At 60.3% G+C, this 12,963-nt stretch carries 15 protein-coding genes; 10 read left to right on the top strand and 5 right to left on the bottom strand.

The window, feature by feature from the left end; translation table 11 throughout:
• The 4 genes from hisA to coaA are packed head-to-tail and all read left to right on the top strand — an operon-like array spanning position 1 to position 2,854.
• The gene (hisA, locus tag J2Z75_RS11425; protein ID WP_209852082.1) at positions 1-744 is read left to right on the top strand and encodes a 1-(5-phosphoribosyl)-5-[(5-phosphoribosylamino)methylideneamino]imidazole-4-carboxamide isomerase; all 744 of its coding nucleotides are present in this window, start codon (positions 1-3) and stop codon (positions 742-744) included.
• On the top strand, positions 741-1,517 hold the full coding sequence (gene hisF, locus J2Z75_RS11420; protein ID WP_209852078.1) for an imidazole glycerol phosphate synthase subunit HisF: 777 nt from the start codon (positions 741-743) through the stop codon (positions 1,515-1,517). Before hisA ends, hisF begins: the two co-directional genes overlap by 4 nt.
• Positions 1,518-1,536: 19 nt before the next feature.
• Positions 1,537-1,851 carry a phosphoribosyl-ATP diphosphatase gene (locus J2Z75_RS11415; RefSeq protein WP_209852075.1) on the top strand — a complete coding sequence of 105 codons (315 nt, stop codon included), beginning with the start codon at positions 1,537-1,539 and terminating at the stop codon, positions 1,849-1,851.
• Between the two features lie 7 nt (positions 1,852-1,858).
• A complete protein-coding gene (gene coaA, locus J2Z75_RS11410) occupies positions 1,859-2,854 on the top strand; it encodes a type I pantothenate kinase (RefSeq protein ID WP_209852072.1) in 996 nt (331 codons plus the stop codon).
• A gap of 3 nt (positions 2,855-2,857) precedes the next feature.
• Here the strand turns inward: coaA and J2Z75_RS11405 are convergent, their stop codons facing one another.
• The 5 genes from J2Z75_RS11405 to J2Z75_RS11385 all read right to left on the bottom strand — a co-directional run bounded on the left by J2Z75_RS11405 (position 2,858) and on the right by J2Z75_RS11385 (position 6,661).
• Positions 2,858-3,469, bottom strand: coding sequence for an alpha-ketoglutarate-dependent dioxygenase AlkB family protein (locus J2Z75_RS11405; RefSeq protein WP_209852069.1), 612 nt, complete (start codon positions 3,467-3,469; stop codon positions 2,858-2,860).
• Positions 3,470-3,476: 7 nt separating this feature from the next.
• Entirely contained in the window at positions 3,477-3,917 is a 441-nt protein-coding gene (locus tag J2Z75_RS11400; RefSeq protein ID WP_234937282.1) for a hypothetical protein, read from the bottom strand.
• Positions 3,918-3,919: 2 nt separating this feature from the next.
• The gene (lysM, locus tag J2Z75_RS11395) at positions 3,920-4,390 is read right to left on the bottom strand and encodes a peptidoglycan-binding protein LysM (RefSeq protein WP_209852067.1); all 471 of its coding nucleotides are present in this window, start codon (positions 4,388-4,390) and stop codon (positions 3,920-3,922) included.
• A gap of 87 nt (positions 4,391-4,477) precedes the next feature.
• Positions 4,478-4,912 (bottom strand): alternative ribosome rescue aminoacyl-tRNA hydrolase ArfB, encoded by a 435-nt coding sequence (arfB, locus tag J2Z75_RS11390; RefSeq protein WP_209852064.1) that lies wholly within the window; start codon positions 4,910-4,912, stop codon positions 4,478-4,480.
• Positions 4,913-5,050: 138 nt separating this feature from the next.
• Positions 5,051-6,661 (bottom strand): phosphoenolpyruvate carboxykinase, encoded by a 1,611-nt coding sequence (locus J2Z75_RS11385; protein WP_209852061.1) that lies wholly within the window; start codon positions 6,659-6,661, stop codon positions 5,051-5,053.
• Positions 6,662-6,999: 338 nt separating this feature from the next.
• Here J2Z75_RS11385 and J2Z75_RS11380 point away from each other — a divergent pair, with 338 nt between their 5' ends.
• The 6 genes from J2Z75_RS11380 (at position 7,000) to ahcY (ending at position 12,615) form a co-directional block, all read left to right on the top strand.
• Positions 7,000-7,731 (top strand): response regulator transcription factor, encoded by a 732-nt coding sequence (locus J2Z75_RS11380; protein WP_209852255.1) that lies wholly within the window; start codon positions 7,000-7,002, stop codon positions 7,729-7,731.
• 246 nt (positions 7,732-7,977) lie between these two features.
• Positions 7,978-9,732, top strand: a complete 1,755-nt coding sequence (locus tag J2Z75_RS11375; protein ID WP_234937281.1) for a sensor histidine kinase — start codon at positions 7,978-7,980, stop codon at positions 9,730-9,732.
• Complete coding sequence (locus J2Z75_RS11370) at positions 9,729-10,196, top strand: HPr kinase/phosphorylase (protein WP_209852057.1); 468 nt, start codon at positions 9,729-9,731, stop codon at positions 10,194-10,196. The genes J2Z75_RS11375 and J2Z75_RS11370 overlap by 4 nt, the downstream gene beginning before the upstream one ends.
• Before the next feature lie 145 nt (positions 10,197-10,341).
• Positions 10,342-10,743 carry a PTS sugar transporter subunit IIA gene (locus J2Z75_RS11365; RefSeq protein WP_018327133.1) on the top strand — a complete coding sequence of 134 codons (402 nt, stop codon included), beginning with the start codon at positions 10,342-10,344 and terminating at the stop codon, positions 10,741-10,743.
• 13 nt (positions 10,744-10,756) lie between these two features.
• A complete protein-coding gene (locus tag J2Z75_RS11360; protein ID WP_209852054.1) occupies positions 10,757-11,029 on the top strand; it encodes an HPr family phosphocarrier protein in 273 nt (90 codons plus the stop codon).
• A 185-nt stretch (positions 11,030-11,214) separates the two neighbouring features.
• Entirely contained in the window at positions 11,215-12,615 is a 1,401-nt protein-coding gene (gene ahcY / locus J2Z75_RS11355; protein ID WP_209852051.1) for an adenosylhomocysteinase, read from the top strand.
• The last annotated feature ends 348 nt before the right edge of the window (positions 12,616-12,963 follow it).

Genomic DNA, 12,963 nt, shown 5'->3' with positions numbered 1-12,963 from the left:
ATGATCCTATTTCCCGCCATCGACCTCAAAGACGGCCAGTGCGTGCGCCTCAAGCTCGGCGACATGGAGCAGGCGACCGTCTACAATCCCGACCCCGGCGCCCAGGCCAAGGCCTTCGAGGACCAGGGCTTCGAATGGCTGCATGTGGTCGATCTCAACGGCGCCTTTGCCGGCGAGACCGTCAATGGCGCTGCCGTCGATGCCATCCTGAAGGCCACGAAGAACCCGGTGCAGCTCGGCGGCGGCATCCGCACGCTCGATCATATCGAGAACTGGCTGTCGCGCGGGCTTGCCCGCGTCATCCTCGGCACCGTCGCGGTGCGCGATCCGGCGCTGGTGATCGAGGCTTGCAAAAAATTCCCCGGCAAGGTCGCCGTCGGCATCGACGCCAAGGGCGGCAAGGTGGCGGTTGAGGGCTGGGCGGAAGCCTCCGAACTCGGCGTCATCGAGCTGGCGCAAAAATTCGAAGGTGCCGGCGTTTCCGCCATCATTTATACCGACATCGACCGCGACGGCATCCTCGCCGGCATCAACTGGGATTCAACGCTAGAACTGGCCGATGCTGTCTCCATCCCGGTCATCGCCTCGGGCGGACTTGCCTCGATGGACGATATCCGCCGCATGGTTCAGCCGGATGCGGCGAAACTCGAAGGCGCCATTTCCGGCCGGGCGCTCTATGATGGGCGGATCGATCCGGCCGAAGCGCTGGCGCTCATTCGCGGCAGACAAGGAAATGCAGCATGACCCTCAAAGCCCGTGTCATTCCCTGCCTCGACGTCAAGGACGGCCGCGTCGTCAAAGGTGTCAGTTTCCTCGACCTGATCGACGCCGGCGACCCCGTCGAATCGGCCAAGGCCTATGATGCCGCCGGTGCCGACGAGCTCTGCTTCCTCGACATCACCGCCTCCTCCGACAATCGCGACACGATCTTCGACGTCGTCGCTCGTACAGCCGATCATTGCTTCATGCCGCTGACGGTCGGCGGCGGCGTGCGAACCGTGGCCGATATCCGCAAGCTGCTGCTTGCCGGTGCCGACAAGGTGTCGATCAATTCGGCTGCGGTGAGCAATCCCGACTTTGTCGCCGAGGCAGCAGACAAGTTCGGCAACCAGTGCATCGTCGTGTCGATCGATTCGAAGAAAGTGTCACAGCCCGGGGAAGAAGACCGCTGGGAAATCTTTACCCATGGCGGCAGGCAGGCGACCGGCATTGATGCCGTCACCTTTGCCGAGAAAATGGTCACGCTCGGCGCTGGCGAGCTGCTTTTGACCTCGATGGACCGCGACGGATCGAAGGCCGGCTATGACATCGGTCTCACCCGGACCATCGCAGACCGCGTTTCGGTGCCGGTCATTGCGTCGGGCGGTGTCGGTACTCTCGATCATATGGTCGAGGGCATTCGCGACGGCCATGCGACGGCGGTGCTGGCCGCCTCGATCTTCCATTTCGGCACCTATAGTATCGGCGAAGCCAAGCGCTATATGGCAGAGCATGGCATTGCCATGCGGCTCGATTGAGCGTGAGGACTTGAAGCAGATGAGCGATTTCACCCTTTCCGATCTCGAAACCATCGTCGCCACGCGGGCACAGGCCTCGCCGGACGAATCCTGGACGGCCAAGCTCGTCGCGCATGGCCAGGCGAAAGCTGCCAAGAAGCTCGGCGAGGAAGCTGTGGAGACCGTGATCGCCGCCATCAGCAACGATCGCGCCAATCTCGTCGCGGAAAGTGCCGATCTGATCTATCATCTGATGGTCGTATTGAAAATTGCTGATATTCCGTTGCAGGATGTGATGGACGAGCTCGAGCGGCGCACCAGCCAGTCGGGGCTCCAGGAAAAGGCAAGCCGGTAGACAGTTCATGACAATCGCCGCAAAAGACATCGCGCCGGCCGATATTCCGGATCATTTCGACAACAAGGACTATTCGCCCTACCGTTTCTTTTCGGCGGAAGAATGGTCGCATTTCCGGGCCGACACGCCGCTGACGCTGACGGCGGACGAGGTGCACCGGCTGCGCTCGCTAAACGACCCGATCGATCTCAGCGAAGTGCGTCGCATCTACCTGTCGCTGTCGCGCCTCCTGTCCACGCATGTCGAATCCTCGCAGATGCTGTTTGCGCAGCGCCAGAGGTTCCTCAGCATGTCCAACGATGCGAAGACCCCCTTCGTCATCGGCATCGCAGGCTCTGTTGCCGTAGGAAAATCGACGACCGCCCGTATTCTCGCAGAACTTCTGTCGCGCTGGCCGTCGAGCCCGAAGGTCGATCTCGTCACCACCGACGGTTTCCTCTATCCCAACGCGACGTTGCAGCGGGAAAACATGATGGACCGGAAGGGCTTTCCCGAGAGCTACGACATCGGCGCGCTTTTGCGCTTTCTGTCGGCGATCAAGGCCGGCCAGCCGAACGTCAAGGCACCGTCCTATTCGCATCTGACCTACGACGTGCTGCCCGACCAGTTCCAGACCGTCGATCGGCCGGATATCCTGATCTTCGAAGGAATCAACGTGCTGCAGTCACGCAATCTACCGGCCGATGGCAAGATCGTGCCGATGGTGTCGGATTTCTTCGACTTCTCGATCTATATCGATGCCGAGGAGAGCCTGATCCACACCTGGTATGTCAATCGCTTCATGCGCCTGCGCCAGACCGCGTTCCGCAACCCGGATTCGTTCTTCAAGCGCTATGCGGAGGTGAGCGAAGAGGAGGCGCTGACGATCGCCGAAGGGCTCTGGCACAATATCAACCTGAAGAACCTGCGCCAGAATATCCTGCCGACGCGGCCGCGTGCCGACCTGATCCTGCAGAAGGGGCCCAACCACCTCACCGAGACGGTGGCGCTGCGCAAACTCTGAAAATTACACCGTGACGCGGCGGAGCGTCAGGTTGATGCGGCCACCATTCTTCAGAAGCGTCGAGGTATTCGGATAGATCTTGTCGACGCCGTGAAAGGCAAGACGTCCTTCGCCGCCTAAAACGACGACATCGCCGCTCGATAGCTTGAAGGACAGGGTCCGGTCGCTCCGCTCGCTCCCGCCGACACGAAACAGGCAGCTGTCTCCAAGCGAGATCGAGACGACGGGCGTTTCCAGGTCCTGTTCGTCGCGATCCTGATGCAGGCCCATACGGGCATCGTCGGCATAGAAATTGACGAGACAGGCCTCCGGTTCCTTGGACGCACCTGAAACGGCATGCCAGATATCGAGCAGCGCGCCCGGCATCGCAGGCCACGGCCTGCCGGTTACCGGATGTTCAGGCTGGTAGCGGTAGCCGCGCTCCTTGTCCGTCACCCAGCCGAGCGGGCCGCAATTGGTCATGCGCACGGACATCGGCTTGCCGGTGCGCGGCATGGCCGGCACGAACAGTGGCGCCTCTGCCACGACTGCACGAATGATCTCGACCAGCGCCTCCTGCTTCTCACGATCGAGAAGGCCCGGAATATGCCGGATACCTTGAGGCAGGACCCGCATCGAAACGTTATTCCAGTCCGAGGATTGCCGGAGGGACGCCGTAGCGCTGCTGCCAGACGGCGTAACCGACATCGGTGGGCCCGACCATGTGATCGATCAGGTTCCAGCGGCCGGACTGGAAGCTCATCAGGCCATAGACCGTCAGTCCGTCCATCATGTCGGATTCACCGGCAAAGCCCGTTTCTTCCGGGTCGATCAGCCCGCCGCCAGGGCGTTGCGGCTCGACCTGGACGAAGGCCCAGTTGGGCGAGGCACGGATGATCGTCACCACGAACTCGACGGGGCCACGCATTTCCGCCTCGACGGCGGGGCGCAGGGTATCGAGGATCGCCGCACGTTCCGCCGAACCCTTGGCGGGTTCGCGAAACGCCTGGGCCAGCGCAGGCCCGTTGAAAGACGCCATCATGACGGCAAGGAAAACCAACAGACCTGCGCTGAGCCGTTTCATGATCAGCCCTGATCCGGAATGCGCAGAACCTGGCCGGGATAAATCTTGTCCGGATGCGTCAGCATCGGCTTGTTGGCCTCGAAGATGACAGTGTTCTTCGCACCCTTGCCCTTGCCATACTGCGATTCAGCGATCTTCCAGAGATTGTCGCCTTTCTTCACCGTATAGAAGACGGGCGCCTTTGCCGGGGCCGGGGTTGCCGTCGCGGTTTCGGCGACTTTCAGTTCCGAGGCTTCCACCTTCGAAATGCCCAGCGTGTTGCCGACGGCGACCACGGCCTTTTCGAAGGCCGACTGATCTTTGACGACGCCGGTAAGCACGACCTTGTCGCCCTCGACCACGACATCCACCTTGTCGGTGCCGAGATCGTGGGATGCCAGTTCCTTCTTGACCGCTTCGACATCCGGCGCGTCGTCATCGCCACCAATGCCAAGTTTCTTGCCGGCATTCTTGATAAAGCTGAACAGACCCATGGCGCATCACTCCTTTTGCCAGTTTCTCCGACCCTAACAGAGTGCAGTGACCGAGAAAAAACAAGGCCTGCGTGAAAATTGCAGGCCTCAATCGTTTTGCGGGCGCCCACGCATCTTCTTCACTTCGCCCCGTCCGGTCTTTTCCTTCAATCGCCGCTCGATCGAGCCCTTCGTCGGCTTGGTCTTCCGGCGCGGCGGCGGCGGCGGTTCGGCCGCCTTCAGGATCAGTTCCTTCAGCCGTTCGCGGGCATCCTCGCGGTTGCGTTCCTGGCTGCGGAAGCGGCTGGCTTCGATCATCAGCACGCCATCCTTGGAGACCTTGCGGCCGGCGAGCTTGATGGCGTTGTCACGCACCCGCTCTGGCAGCGCCGGCGAAGCCTGGATGCCGTAAAACAGCTGAACAGCCGTCGAGACCTTGTTGACGTTCTGCCCACCCGGGCCGCCGGCCAGCACGAATTGCTCCGTCAGCTCCCAGCCGGCGATGACGATGCGGTCGTTGATGTAAAGCGGATCGCTGGCCATGACGTGTTTTCCTTCCACCGCTCTATCTCACAGGACGGCTTGCTTGAAAACGCGGGAACCGATCGCAAACGTAAAAACCCGGCACTTTCGAGCCGGGTTTCACGTGAATCATAGCCTGCAATCTATGCTGGAGGCTGCTTATTCCGCAGCAAGCCTTACGCCGGGAGCCGCGTCGCGCACGCTGCCGTCGACATGGCTTTCGAACTTGGCGAAGTTGCCGACGAACATATCGACCAGCTTGCGGGCCTGCGCGTCATAGGCAGCGCCGTCGCTCCAGGTCGAGCGCGGATCGAGGATGCTGCTGTCAACGCCGGGCACTGCGACCGGCACCGCGAAGCCGAAGTTGCTGTCCGTCCGGAAGTCGGCTGAAGCAAGAGAACCATCAAGGGCCGCAGCCAGAAGCGCCCGCGTTGCTTTGATAGGCATGCGGCTTCCGGTACCGTAAGCGCCGCCGGTCCAGCCGGTATTCACCAGCCAGCAATTGACGCCATGCTCGGCGATCAGCGCCTTGAGGAGATTGCCGTATTCCGACGGATGGCGCGGCATGAAGGGTGCGCCGAAGCAGGTCGAGAAGGTCGCTTCCGGCTCGGTTACCCCCTTTTCGGTGCCCGCAACCTTGGCCGTGTAGCCGGACAGGAAGTGGTACATGGCCTGATCGGGTGTCAGACGGGCGATCGGCGGCATGACGCCGAAGGCATCGGCCGTCAGCATGATGATCGTGCCGGGATGTCCTGCCGTTCCGCTCTTGCTGGCATTCGGAATGAAGTCCAGCGGATAGGCGCAACGGGTGTTTTCCGTCAGCGAGCCGTCGTTGAAATCCGGCAGCCGGTTTTCATCGAGTACGACGTTTTCGAGCACAGTGCCGAAGCGGCGAGTGGTCGCAAAGATTTCCGGCTCGGCTTCCGCCGACAGGCGGATGGTCTTGGCATAGCAGCCGCCTTCGAAATTGAAAATGCCGTCCTCGCCCCAGCCATGTTCGTCGTCGCCGATCAGCGTGCGCTTCGGATCCGCCGACAGCGTTGTCTTGCCGGTGCCCGAAAGACCGAAGAACACGGCCGCGTCGCCATCCGGACCGACATTTGCGGAGCAATGCATCGGCATCACGCGCCTGGCGGGCAGCAGGTAGTTGAGCATCGTGAAGACGGCCTTCTTCATCTCGCCGGCATAGGACGTGCCGCCGATCAGGATGATGCCCTGGGTGAAGTTGCAGGCAATCACGGTTTCCGTACGGCAACCATGCCGGGCAGGATTACCCTTGAAGTCCGGCAGGTCGATGATCGTCAGCTTCGGCACGAAGGAGGCGAGTGCCGCCTTTTCCGGACGGATCAGGAGATTGCGGATGAACAGCGAATGCCAGGCGAATTCGGTGATGACGCGCGTCGGCAGGGCATTTTCCGTATCCGCGCCACCGATCAGATCCTGCACATACAGCGACTTGCCCTCTGCATGATCGAGCATGTCCTGATGCAGCACCGCGAAATGCTCCGGCGACATTGCATTGTTGTTGTCCCACCAGATTTCGCCCGCCGTATTTTCATCGCGAACGACAAATTTATCCTTGGGAGAACGGCCGGTGTGCTGGCCTGTCAGTGCCCGCACAGCCCCGTGGGCAGTTAGCTGCGCCTCGCTCCGGCGCAGGATTTCCTCATAGAGTTCAGCGGTGCCAAAGTTGTACCGAACCATGTCCAGGTTGGTGAAACCGATTGATTCCAGCCCAAGGGATGGGTTGCGAATGCCGAGTTCCGTCATGGTCCAGCTTCCTCCGTGGTTTGCCGAGAGACGTTGAATTTTAGCGACCATAAAAGGATGAAGGCAAAAAGACAAGATTGCTGACTTAAAAAAGATAATGATTTCAGTATATTAATCGATTTAAAAGAAAATATCGCTTTTTTAATCGGTTGAATCGAGCCTTTTCGGCTGACGTTTTTCCGCTCACACACTCCTCTTTGCGCGATCCTCATTGCTTTTGCTTTTTACTTCGCCACAATTTGTTCCACCTTTATACTCAAGAAACGCGTCATACCGCAGCACGAGCCCGGACAATCGGGTTGGCCTCGGAGGCGCAGCGAATGGTGGAGCCCTATACGATGCAGACGATTGCACTTGTCGATGACGACCGGAATATCCTCACCTCGGTGTCGATTGCGCTGGAGGCAGAGGGTTACAAGGTCGAGACCTATACCGACGGTGCCTCGGCCCTCGACGGCCTGATTGCACGGCCGCCGCAACTGGCGATCTTCGACATCAAGATGCCGCGCATGGACGGCATGGAGCTTTTGCGCCGCCTGCGCCAGAAGTCCGATATCCCGGTGATTTTCCTCACCTCCAAGGATGAGGAGATCGACGAACTGTTTGGCCTGAAGATGGGCGCCGACGATTTCATTACCAAGCCCTTCTCGCAGCGACTGCTGGTTGAGCGCGTCAAGGCGATCCTGCGACGCTCGGCCAACCGCGAAGCCGCTGCCGCCGCAAACACAGCCGGCTCGCCGAAGACAGCCGCCGACATCCAGGCGCGATCGCTTGAGCGCGGCCAGCTGTCGATGGACCAGGAGCGCCACACCTGCATGTGGAAGAACGAACCTGTAACCCTGACGGTGACGGAATTCCTCATCCTGCATTCGCTGGCGCAGCGCCCCGGCGTGGTGAAGAGCCGCGATTCACTGATGGACGCCGCCTATGACGAGCAGGTCTATGTCGACGACCGCACCATCGACAGCCACATCAAACGGTTGCGCAAGAAGTTCAAGATGGTCGACAACGACTTCGACATGATCGAGACACTCTACGGCGTCGGCTACCGTTTCCGCGAATCGGCCTGAAGCCGGATTGCATAGCGACCCGGCACGCGGAAGCCACTGGGCGCGCCGGACTGGCGTGGCCAGCGATGGAGCTGTATGATACGGCTCCGCGCCGAAGCGGGTCGCGAAAGCGCAGTCTTCTCCTTTTTTGCCTTCGGGCGGACGGCAGCCGGATCTGCCATTGAACGGCAGTCAAGTCTGCCATTGACATGCAGGGGCCGCGAAAGCGGGGTTGAAGGCTTGGTCGAAGTCTTGCGAAACATCGATATGGATGACAGCGACACGAAGGCCGCTTCCGGCCGGACGTGGGCGCATCCCTTCACGTTGATTCGCCGCATTTTCGGCAACGCCGTCTTTTCCAGCCTGACGCGCCGCATCCTGTTCTTCAATCTTGTCGCACTCGTCGTCCTGGTTGGCGGTATCATGTATCTCAACCAGTTCCGCGAGGGGCTGATCGATGCGCGCGTGGAGAGCCTTCTGACGCAAGGCGAGATCATTGCCGGCGCGATCGCGGCTTCCGCCTCCGTCGATACCAACTCGATCACCATCGATCCGGAAAAGCTGCTGGAACTGCAGGCCGGGCAGAGCATCACGCCGCTGCCGAGCGACGAGGATCTTGAATTCCCGATCAATCAGGAACGCGTGGCACCGGTCTTGAGGCGGCTGATCTCGCCGACCCGCACCCGAGCCCGCCTGTTCGATGCCGATGCCGACCTGTTGCTCGACTCCCGGCATCTTTATACCGGTGGCCAGGTTCTGCGCTTCGACCTGCCCCCGATCGAACCTGAAACAGTGACATGGTCCGATCGGCTGAATTCATGGTTCAACCGCATCCTGCAGCCGGGCAACCTACCCCTTTACAAGGAACCGCCCGGTGGCAACGGCTCGATCTACCCGGAAGTCATGAACGCACTGACCGGCGTTCGCGGCGCCGTGGTGCGCGTCACCGAGAACGGCGAGCTGATCGTCTCGGTAGCTGTCCCCGTCCAGCGGTTTCGCGCCGTACTCGGCGTGCTGCTGCTATCGACGCAGGCCGGTGACATCGACAAGATCGTCCATGCCGAGCGGCTGGCGATTATTCGCGTCTTCGGTGTCGCGGCGCTGGTCAACGTCATTCTGTCGCTGCTGCTGTCCAGCACGATCGCCAATCCGCTGCGGCGCCTGTCGGCAGCGGCTATCCGTGTGCGGCGCGGTGGCGCCAAGGAGCGCGAGGAAATTCCGGATTTCTCGTCGCGCCAGGACGAGATCGGCAACCTGTCCGTCGCGCTGCGTGAAATGACCACGGCGCTTTATGACCGCATCGCCGCCATCGAGAACTTTGCCGCCGATGTCAGCCATGAGTTGAAGAACCCGTTGACCTCGCTGCGCAGCGCCGTCGAAACGCTGCCGCTTGCCCGTACCGACGATTCCAAGAAGCGGCTGATGGACGTCATCCAGCACGACGTGCGCCGCCTCGACCGGTTGATCAGCGATATCTCCGATGCTTCCCGCCTCGACGCCGAGCTTGCTCGCAGCGACGCCAAGGCCGTCGACCTGGAAAAACTGCTCGGCGACCTCGTCGATATCTCCCGCCAGATCCGCAGCGGCAAGAAAGTGGTCCAACTGAGCTTCGTCGTCGAGCGAAAGGACAATCCGAAGGCGCGCTTCGATGTCGGCGGCTACGAACTGCGCATCGGCCAGATCATCACCAACCTGATCGAGAATGCCCGTTCGTTCGTTCCGGACGAAGGCGGGCGTATCATCCTGCGCCTGACCCGGACGCGCAGCCGCTGCATCATTTATATCGAGGACAACGGCCCCGGCATCCAGGCCGAAGATATCGACCGCATCTTCGAGCGCTTCTACACCGACCGGCCGGAGGCGGAGGATTTCGGCCAGAATTCGGGTCTCGGCCTGTCCATCTCCCGCCAGATCGCCGAGGCGCACGGCGGCTCGCTGAAGGCGGAGAATATGTTGAACGCGGCCGGCAAGATCACCGGCGCCCGCTTCATCCTCTCGCTTCCGATCGAGAACCATTCGTGACGCGCCAGGCGGCCAATGTTCATGCAACCGCCGTGGTGCTTGGAACCCGCGGCTTCCTGCTCATCGGTCCATCGGGTGCGGGCAAGACCACGCTGGCGCTCGCCTGCCTGGCGGCGGCAAGGAACATCGGGCTGTTTGCCGCTCTGGTGGCGGACGACCAGGTGCTGATCTCTGTGCAAAATGGCAAGATCATCGCCCGCCGGCCGGCCTCGATCGCAGGACTTGCAGAGATCCGCGGGGCGGGCATCGTTCAGCTCAAAACAATCCCTGCTGCCGTGCTGGACTTCGCTATTCTGCCGGTCAAACCACCATTTGAACCCCGCATGCCGCCGGAAAACGAGACTTTTCTGCTTCCATCGGGTGATTTTTTGCCATTGCTACGTCTTCCCTTGGCAGAGGGCTTGAATTCCTTTGAAATTTTGCGGCTTATTTTACCTCAGAATGCCAATTTTCAAGGACAATGATGCCTTTTAAGGCAGCATTTCCGGATTTTTAACTTGCACTTCGCCTTTTCCTTGCCAAGATGCACGCCCCAAAGGTGGACGAAATTGCTGCGTTGCGATATCTGACCATCCTAAGATTTGCAGATGCAGTTGGAGCGAAGACACCATGATCGGACTTGTGCTTGTCACACACGGCAAGCTGGCTGAAGAGTTTCGTCATGCGCTTGAGCATGTCGTTGGTCCGCAAAAGTCAATCGAGACTGTCTGCATCGGTCCGGAAGATGACATGGATCAGCGCCGGCAGGACATTCTCGAAGCGGTCCTTTCGGCCGACGAAGGCAATGGCGTCATCATCCTGACGGACATGTTCGGCGGCACGCCCTCCAATCTGGCGATCTCGGTGATGCAGAGCGGCACGGTCGAAGTCATTGCCGGTGTGAATCTTCCCATGCTGATCAAACTGGCCGGCGTCCGCGGCGAAAGCGATATGGACAAGGCACTCGTCGAAGCATCCGAAGCAGGCAGGAAATACATCAATGTCGCAAGCCGTGTCCTCAGTGGCAAATAGCGAGTCGTCGGCAATGACGCTGTCCCGCGAATTGCTGATTATCAACAAGCGGGGGCTGCATGCCCGCGCATCCGCGAAGTTCGTCCAGACGGTCGAAGGCTACGATGCCGAGATCCACGTCTCCAAGGACGGGATGACCGTCGGCGGCACCTCGATCATGGGTCTGATGATGCTGGCCGCCAGCACCGGCTGTTCGATCTCCGTCACCGCCAGCGGCCGACAGGCGCTCGATGCACTCGATGCACTCGATGCACTGGTGGCCGACAAGTTCGGCGAAGAAATCTGAACCTGCCTTCAAGATGGGACATAAAGACATAAAGACTTCTTTATGTCCTGTTGCTCCCTTTCGCGTTTCCTGATAATTGAGGGACAAACTTCCTGCTATCCGCAGGAAGCGCGAATTTCAGTGCGCCCTGCCCGGCCTGGCGAAAACGTCAGGTCTCGGTGCACGGCACCAGCCCGGAGACTTTCATGAGCACGAAAAACGACTATCTGGTTGCGGATATCGGCCTTGCCGATTTCGGCCGCAAGGAAATCACCATCGCCGAGACGGAAATGCCGGGCCTGATCGCCTGCCGCGAGGAATTCGGCACCACGAAGCCGCTGAAGGGCGCGCGCATCACCGGCTCGCTGCACATGACCATCCAGACGGCCGTGCTGATCGAGACGCTGGTTGCTCTCGGTGCCGACGTGCGCTGGGCATCCTGCAACATCTTCTCGACGCAGGACCACGCCGCGGCAGCCATCGCTGCCACCGGTGTTCCGGTCTTCGCCGTCAAGGGCGAGACGCTTGAGGAATACTGGACCTACACCGACCAGATCTTCCAGTGGGCCGATGGCGGCGTCTCCAACATGATCCTCGATGACGGCGGCGACGCCACGATGTACATCCTGCTCGGCGCCCGCGCCGAAGCCGGCGAGGACGTCCTGTCGAAGCCTGAATCCGAGGAAGAAGAAATCCTCGTCGCCCAGATCAAGAAGCGCCTCGCCGCTTCGCCGGGCTGGTTCACCAGACAGCGCGACGCCATCAAGGGCGTGACGGAAGAAACCACAACCGGCGTCAACCGTCTCTACCAGCTGCATGCCAAGGGCCTTTTGCCGTTCCCGGCGATCAACGTTAACGATTCAGTTACCAAATCGAAGTTCGACAACAAGTACGGCTGCAAGGAATCGCTGGTCGACGGCATCCGCCGCGGCACCGACGTGATGATGGCCGGCAAGGTTGCCGTCGTCTGCGGCTACGGCGACGTCGGCAAGGGTTCTGCCGCTTCGCTGTCCGGCGCCGGCGCCCGCGTCAAGGTCACAGAAGTCGATCCGATCTGCGCCCTGCAGGCCGCCATGGACGGTTTTGAAGTCGTCCAGCTCGAAGACGTGGTTTCCTCCGCCGATATCTTCATCACGACGACCGGCAACAAGGACGTCATCCGCATGGACCACATGCGCGCGATGAAGGACATGGCCATCGTCGGCAATATCGGCCACTTCGACAACGAGATTCAGGTCGCAGCGCTGCGCAACCTGAAATGGACCAACATCAAGCCGCAGGTCGATCTCATCGAGTTTCCGAAGGGCAATCGCATGATCCTTCTGTCGGAAGGCCGCCTGCTCAACCTCGGCAACGCCACCGGCCACCCGTCCTTCGTCATGTCCGCCTCGTTCTCCAACCAGGTTCTGGCCCAGATCGAGCTGTTCACCAAAGGCGAGCAGTACGACAAGGGTGTCCACATCCTGCCGAAGCACCTCGACGAAAAGGTCGCGCGCCTTCATCTCGCCAAGCTCGGTGCCAAGCTGACGGAACTTTCGGAAGAACAGGCCGGCTATATCGGTGTGACGCCGCAGGGCCCGTTCAAGTCTGAACACTACCGGTACTAATCCTTACCCGGATAATCCACAACATATAGGGGCCGCGATCTTGACAAGAGATCGCGGCCTCTTTTTTTGCCTCACCCTTCCCGACGAATCCCCGAAGGCGTATGTTTTTGGGACATTGATTCGTGACGAAGATGCGGAACAGACGCGTCGCGAATTTGGGATGTCTTGTCGTTGAGGCGGCAAACAGACGAAGACATGCCGGACTGCAATCGGAATTGAACGAGGCCTGCTTTTGGCGGGATTTCGATTTAGCGCTGCGTGGCGATTTGCAACCGGACCAAAGACCTTGCGCCGTACTCGACTGATAAGGTCGGGGCACGCTTCAAGGTGTTGAATACACATATGATC

Source organism: Rhizobium herbae, from assembly GCF_017873135.1.
Lineage (GTDB): Bacteria > Pseudomonadota > Alphaproteobacteria > Rhizobiales > Rhizobiaceae > Pararhizobium > Pararhizobium herbae.
The sequence above is the reverse complement of the archived record's forward strand: the minus strand, read 5'-3'. Positions and strand labels throughout refer to the sequence as shown.

What these genes read in the sequence shown, in the direction of transcription:
- hisA (WP_209852082.1), top strand. Translation starts at nt 1, where the DNA reads ATGATCCTATTTCCCGCCATCGACCTCAAAGACGGCCAGTGCGTGCGC.
- hisF (WP_209852078.1), top strand. Translation starts at nt 741, where the DNA reads ATGACCCTCAAAGCCCGTGTCATTCCCTGCCTCGACGTCAAGGACGGC.
- J2Z75_RS11415 (WP_209852075.1), top strand. Translation starts at nt 1,537, where the DNA reads ATGAGCGATTTCACCCTTTCCGATCTCGAAACCATCGTCGCCACGCGG.
- coaA (WP_209852072.1), top strand. Translation starts at nt 1,859, where the DNA reads ATGACAATCGCCGCAAAAGACATCGCGCCGGCCGATATTCCGGATCAT.
- J2Z75_RS11405 (WP_209852069.1), bottom strand. Translation starts at nt 3,469, where the DNA reads ATGCGGGTCCTGCCTCAAGGTATCCGGCATATTCCGGGCCTTCTCGAT.
- J2Z75_RS11400 (WP_234937282.1), bottom strand. Translation starts at nt 3,917, where the DNA reads ATGAAACGGCTCAGCGCAGGTCTGTTGGTTTTCCTTGCCGTCATGATG.
- lysM (WP_209852067.1), bottom strand. Translation starts at nt 4,390, where the DNA reads ATGGGTCTGTTCAGCTTTATCAAGAATGCCGGCAAGAAACTTGGCATT.
- arfB (WP_209852064.1), bottom strand. Translation starts at nt 4,912, where the DNA reads ATGGCCAGCGATCCGCTTTACATCAACGACCGCATCGTCATCGCCGGC.
- J2Z75_RS11385 (WP_209852061.1), bottom strand. Translation starts at nt 6,661, where the DNA reads ATGACGGAACTCGGCATTCGCAACCCATCCCTTGGGCTGGAATCAATC.
- J2Z75_RS11380 (WP_209852255.1), top strand. Translation starts at nt 7,000, where the DNA reads ATGCAGACGATTGCACTTGTCGATGACGACCGGAATATCCTCACCTCG.
- J2Z75_RS11375 (WP_234937281.1), top strand. Translation starts at nt 7,978, where the DNA reads ATGGATGACAGCGACACGAAGGCCGCTTCCGGCCGGACGTGGGCGCAT.
- J2Z75_RS11365 (WP_018327133.1), top strand. Translation starts at nt 10,342, where the DNA reads ATGATCGGACTTGTGCTTGTCACACACGGCAAGCTGGCTGAAGAGTTT.
- J2Z75_RS11360 (WP_209852054.1), top strand. Translation starts at nt 10,757, where the DNA reads ATGACGCTGTCCCGCGAATTGCTGATTATCAACAAGCGGGGGCTGCAT.
- ahcY (WP_209852051.1), top strand. Translation starts at nt 11,215, where the DNA reads ATGAGCACGAAAAACGACTATCTGGTTGCGGATATCGGCCTTGCCGAT.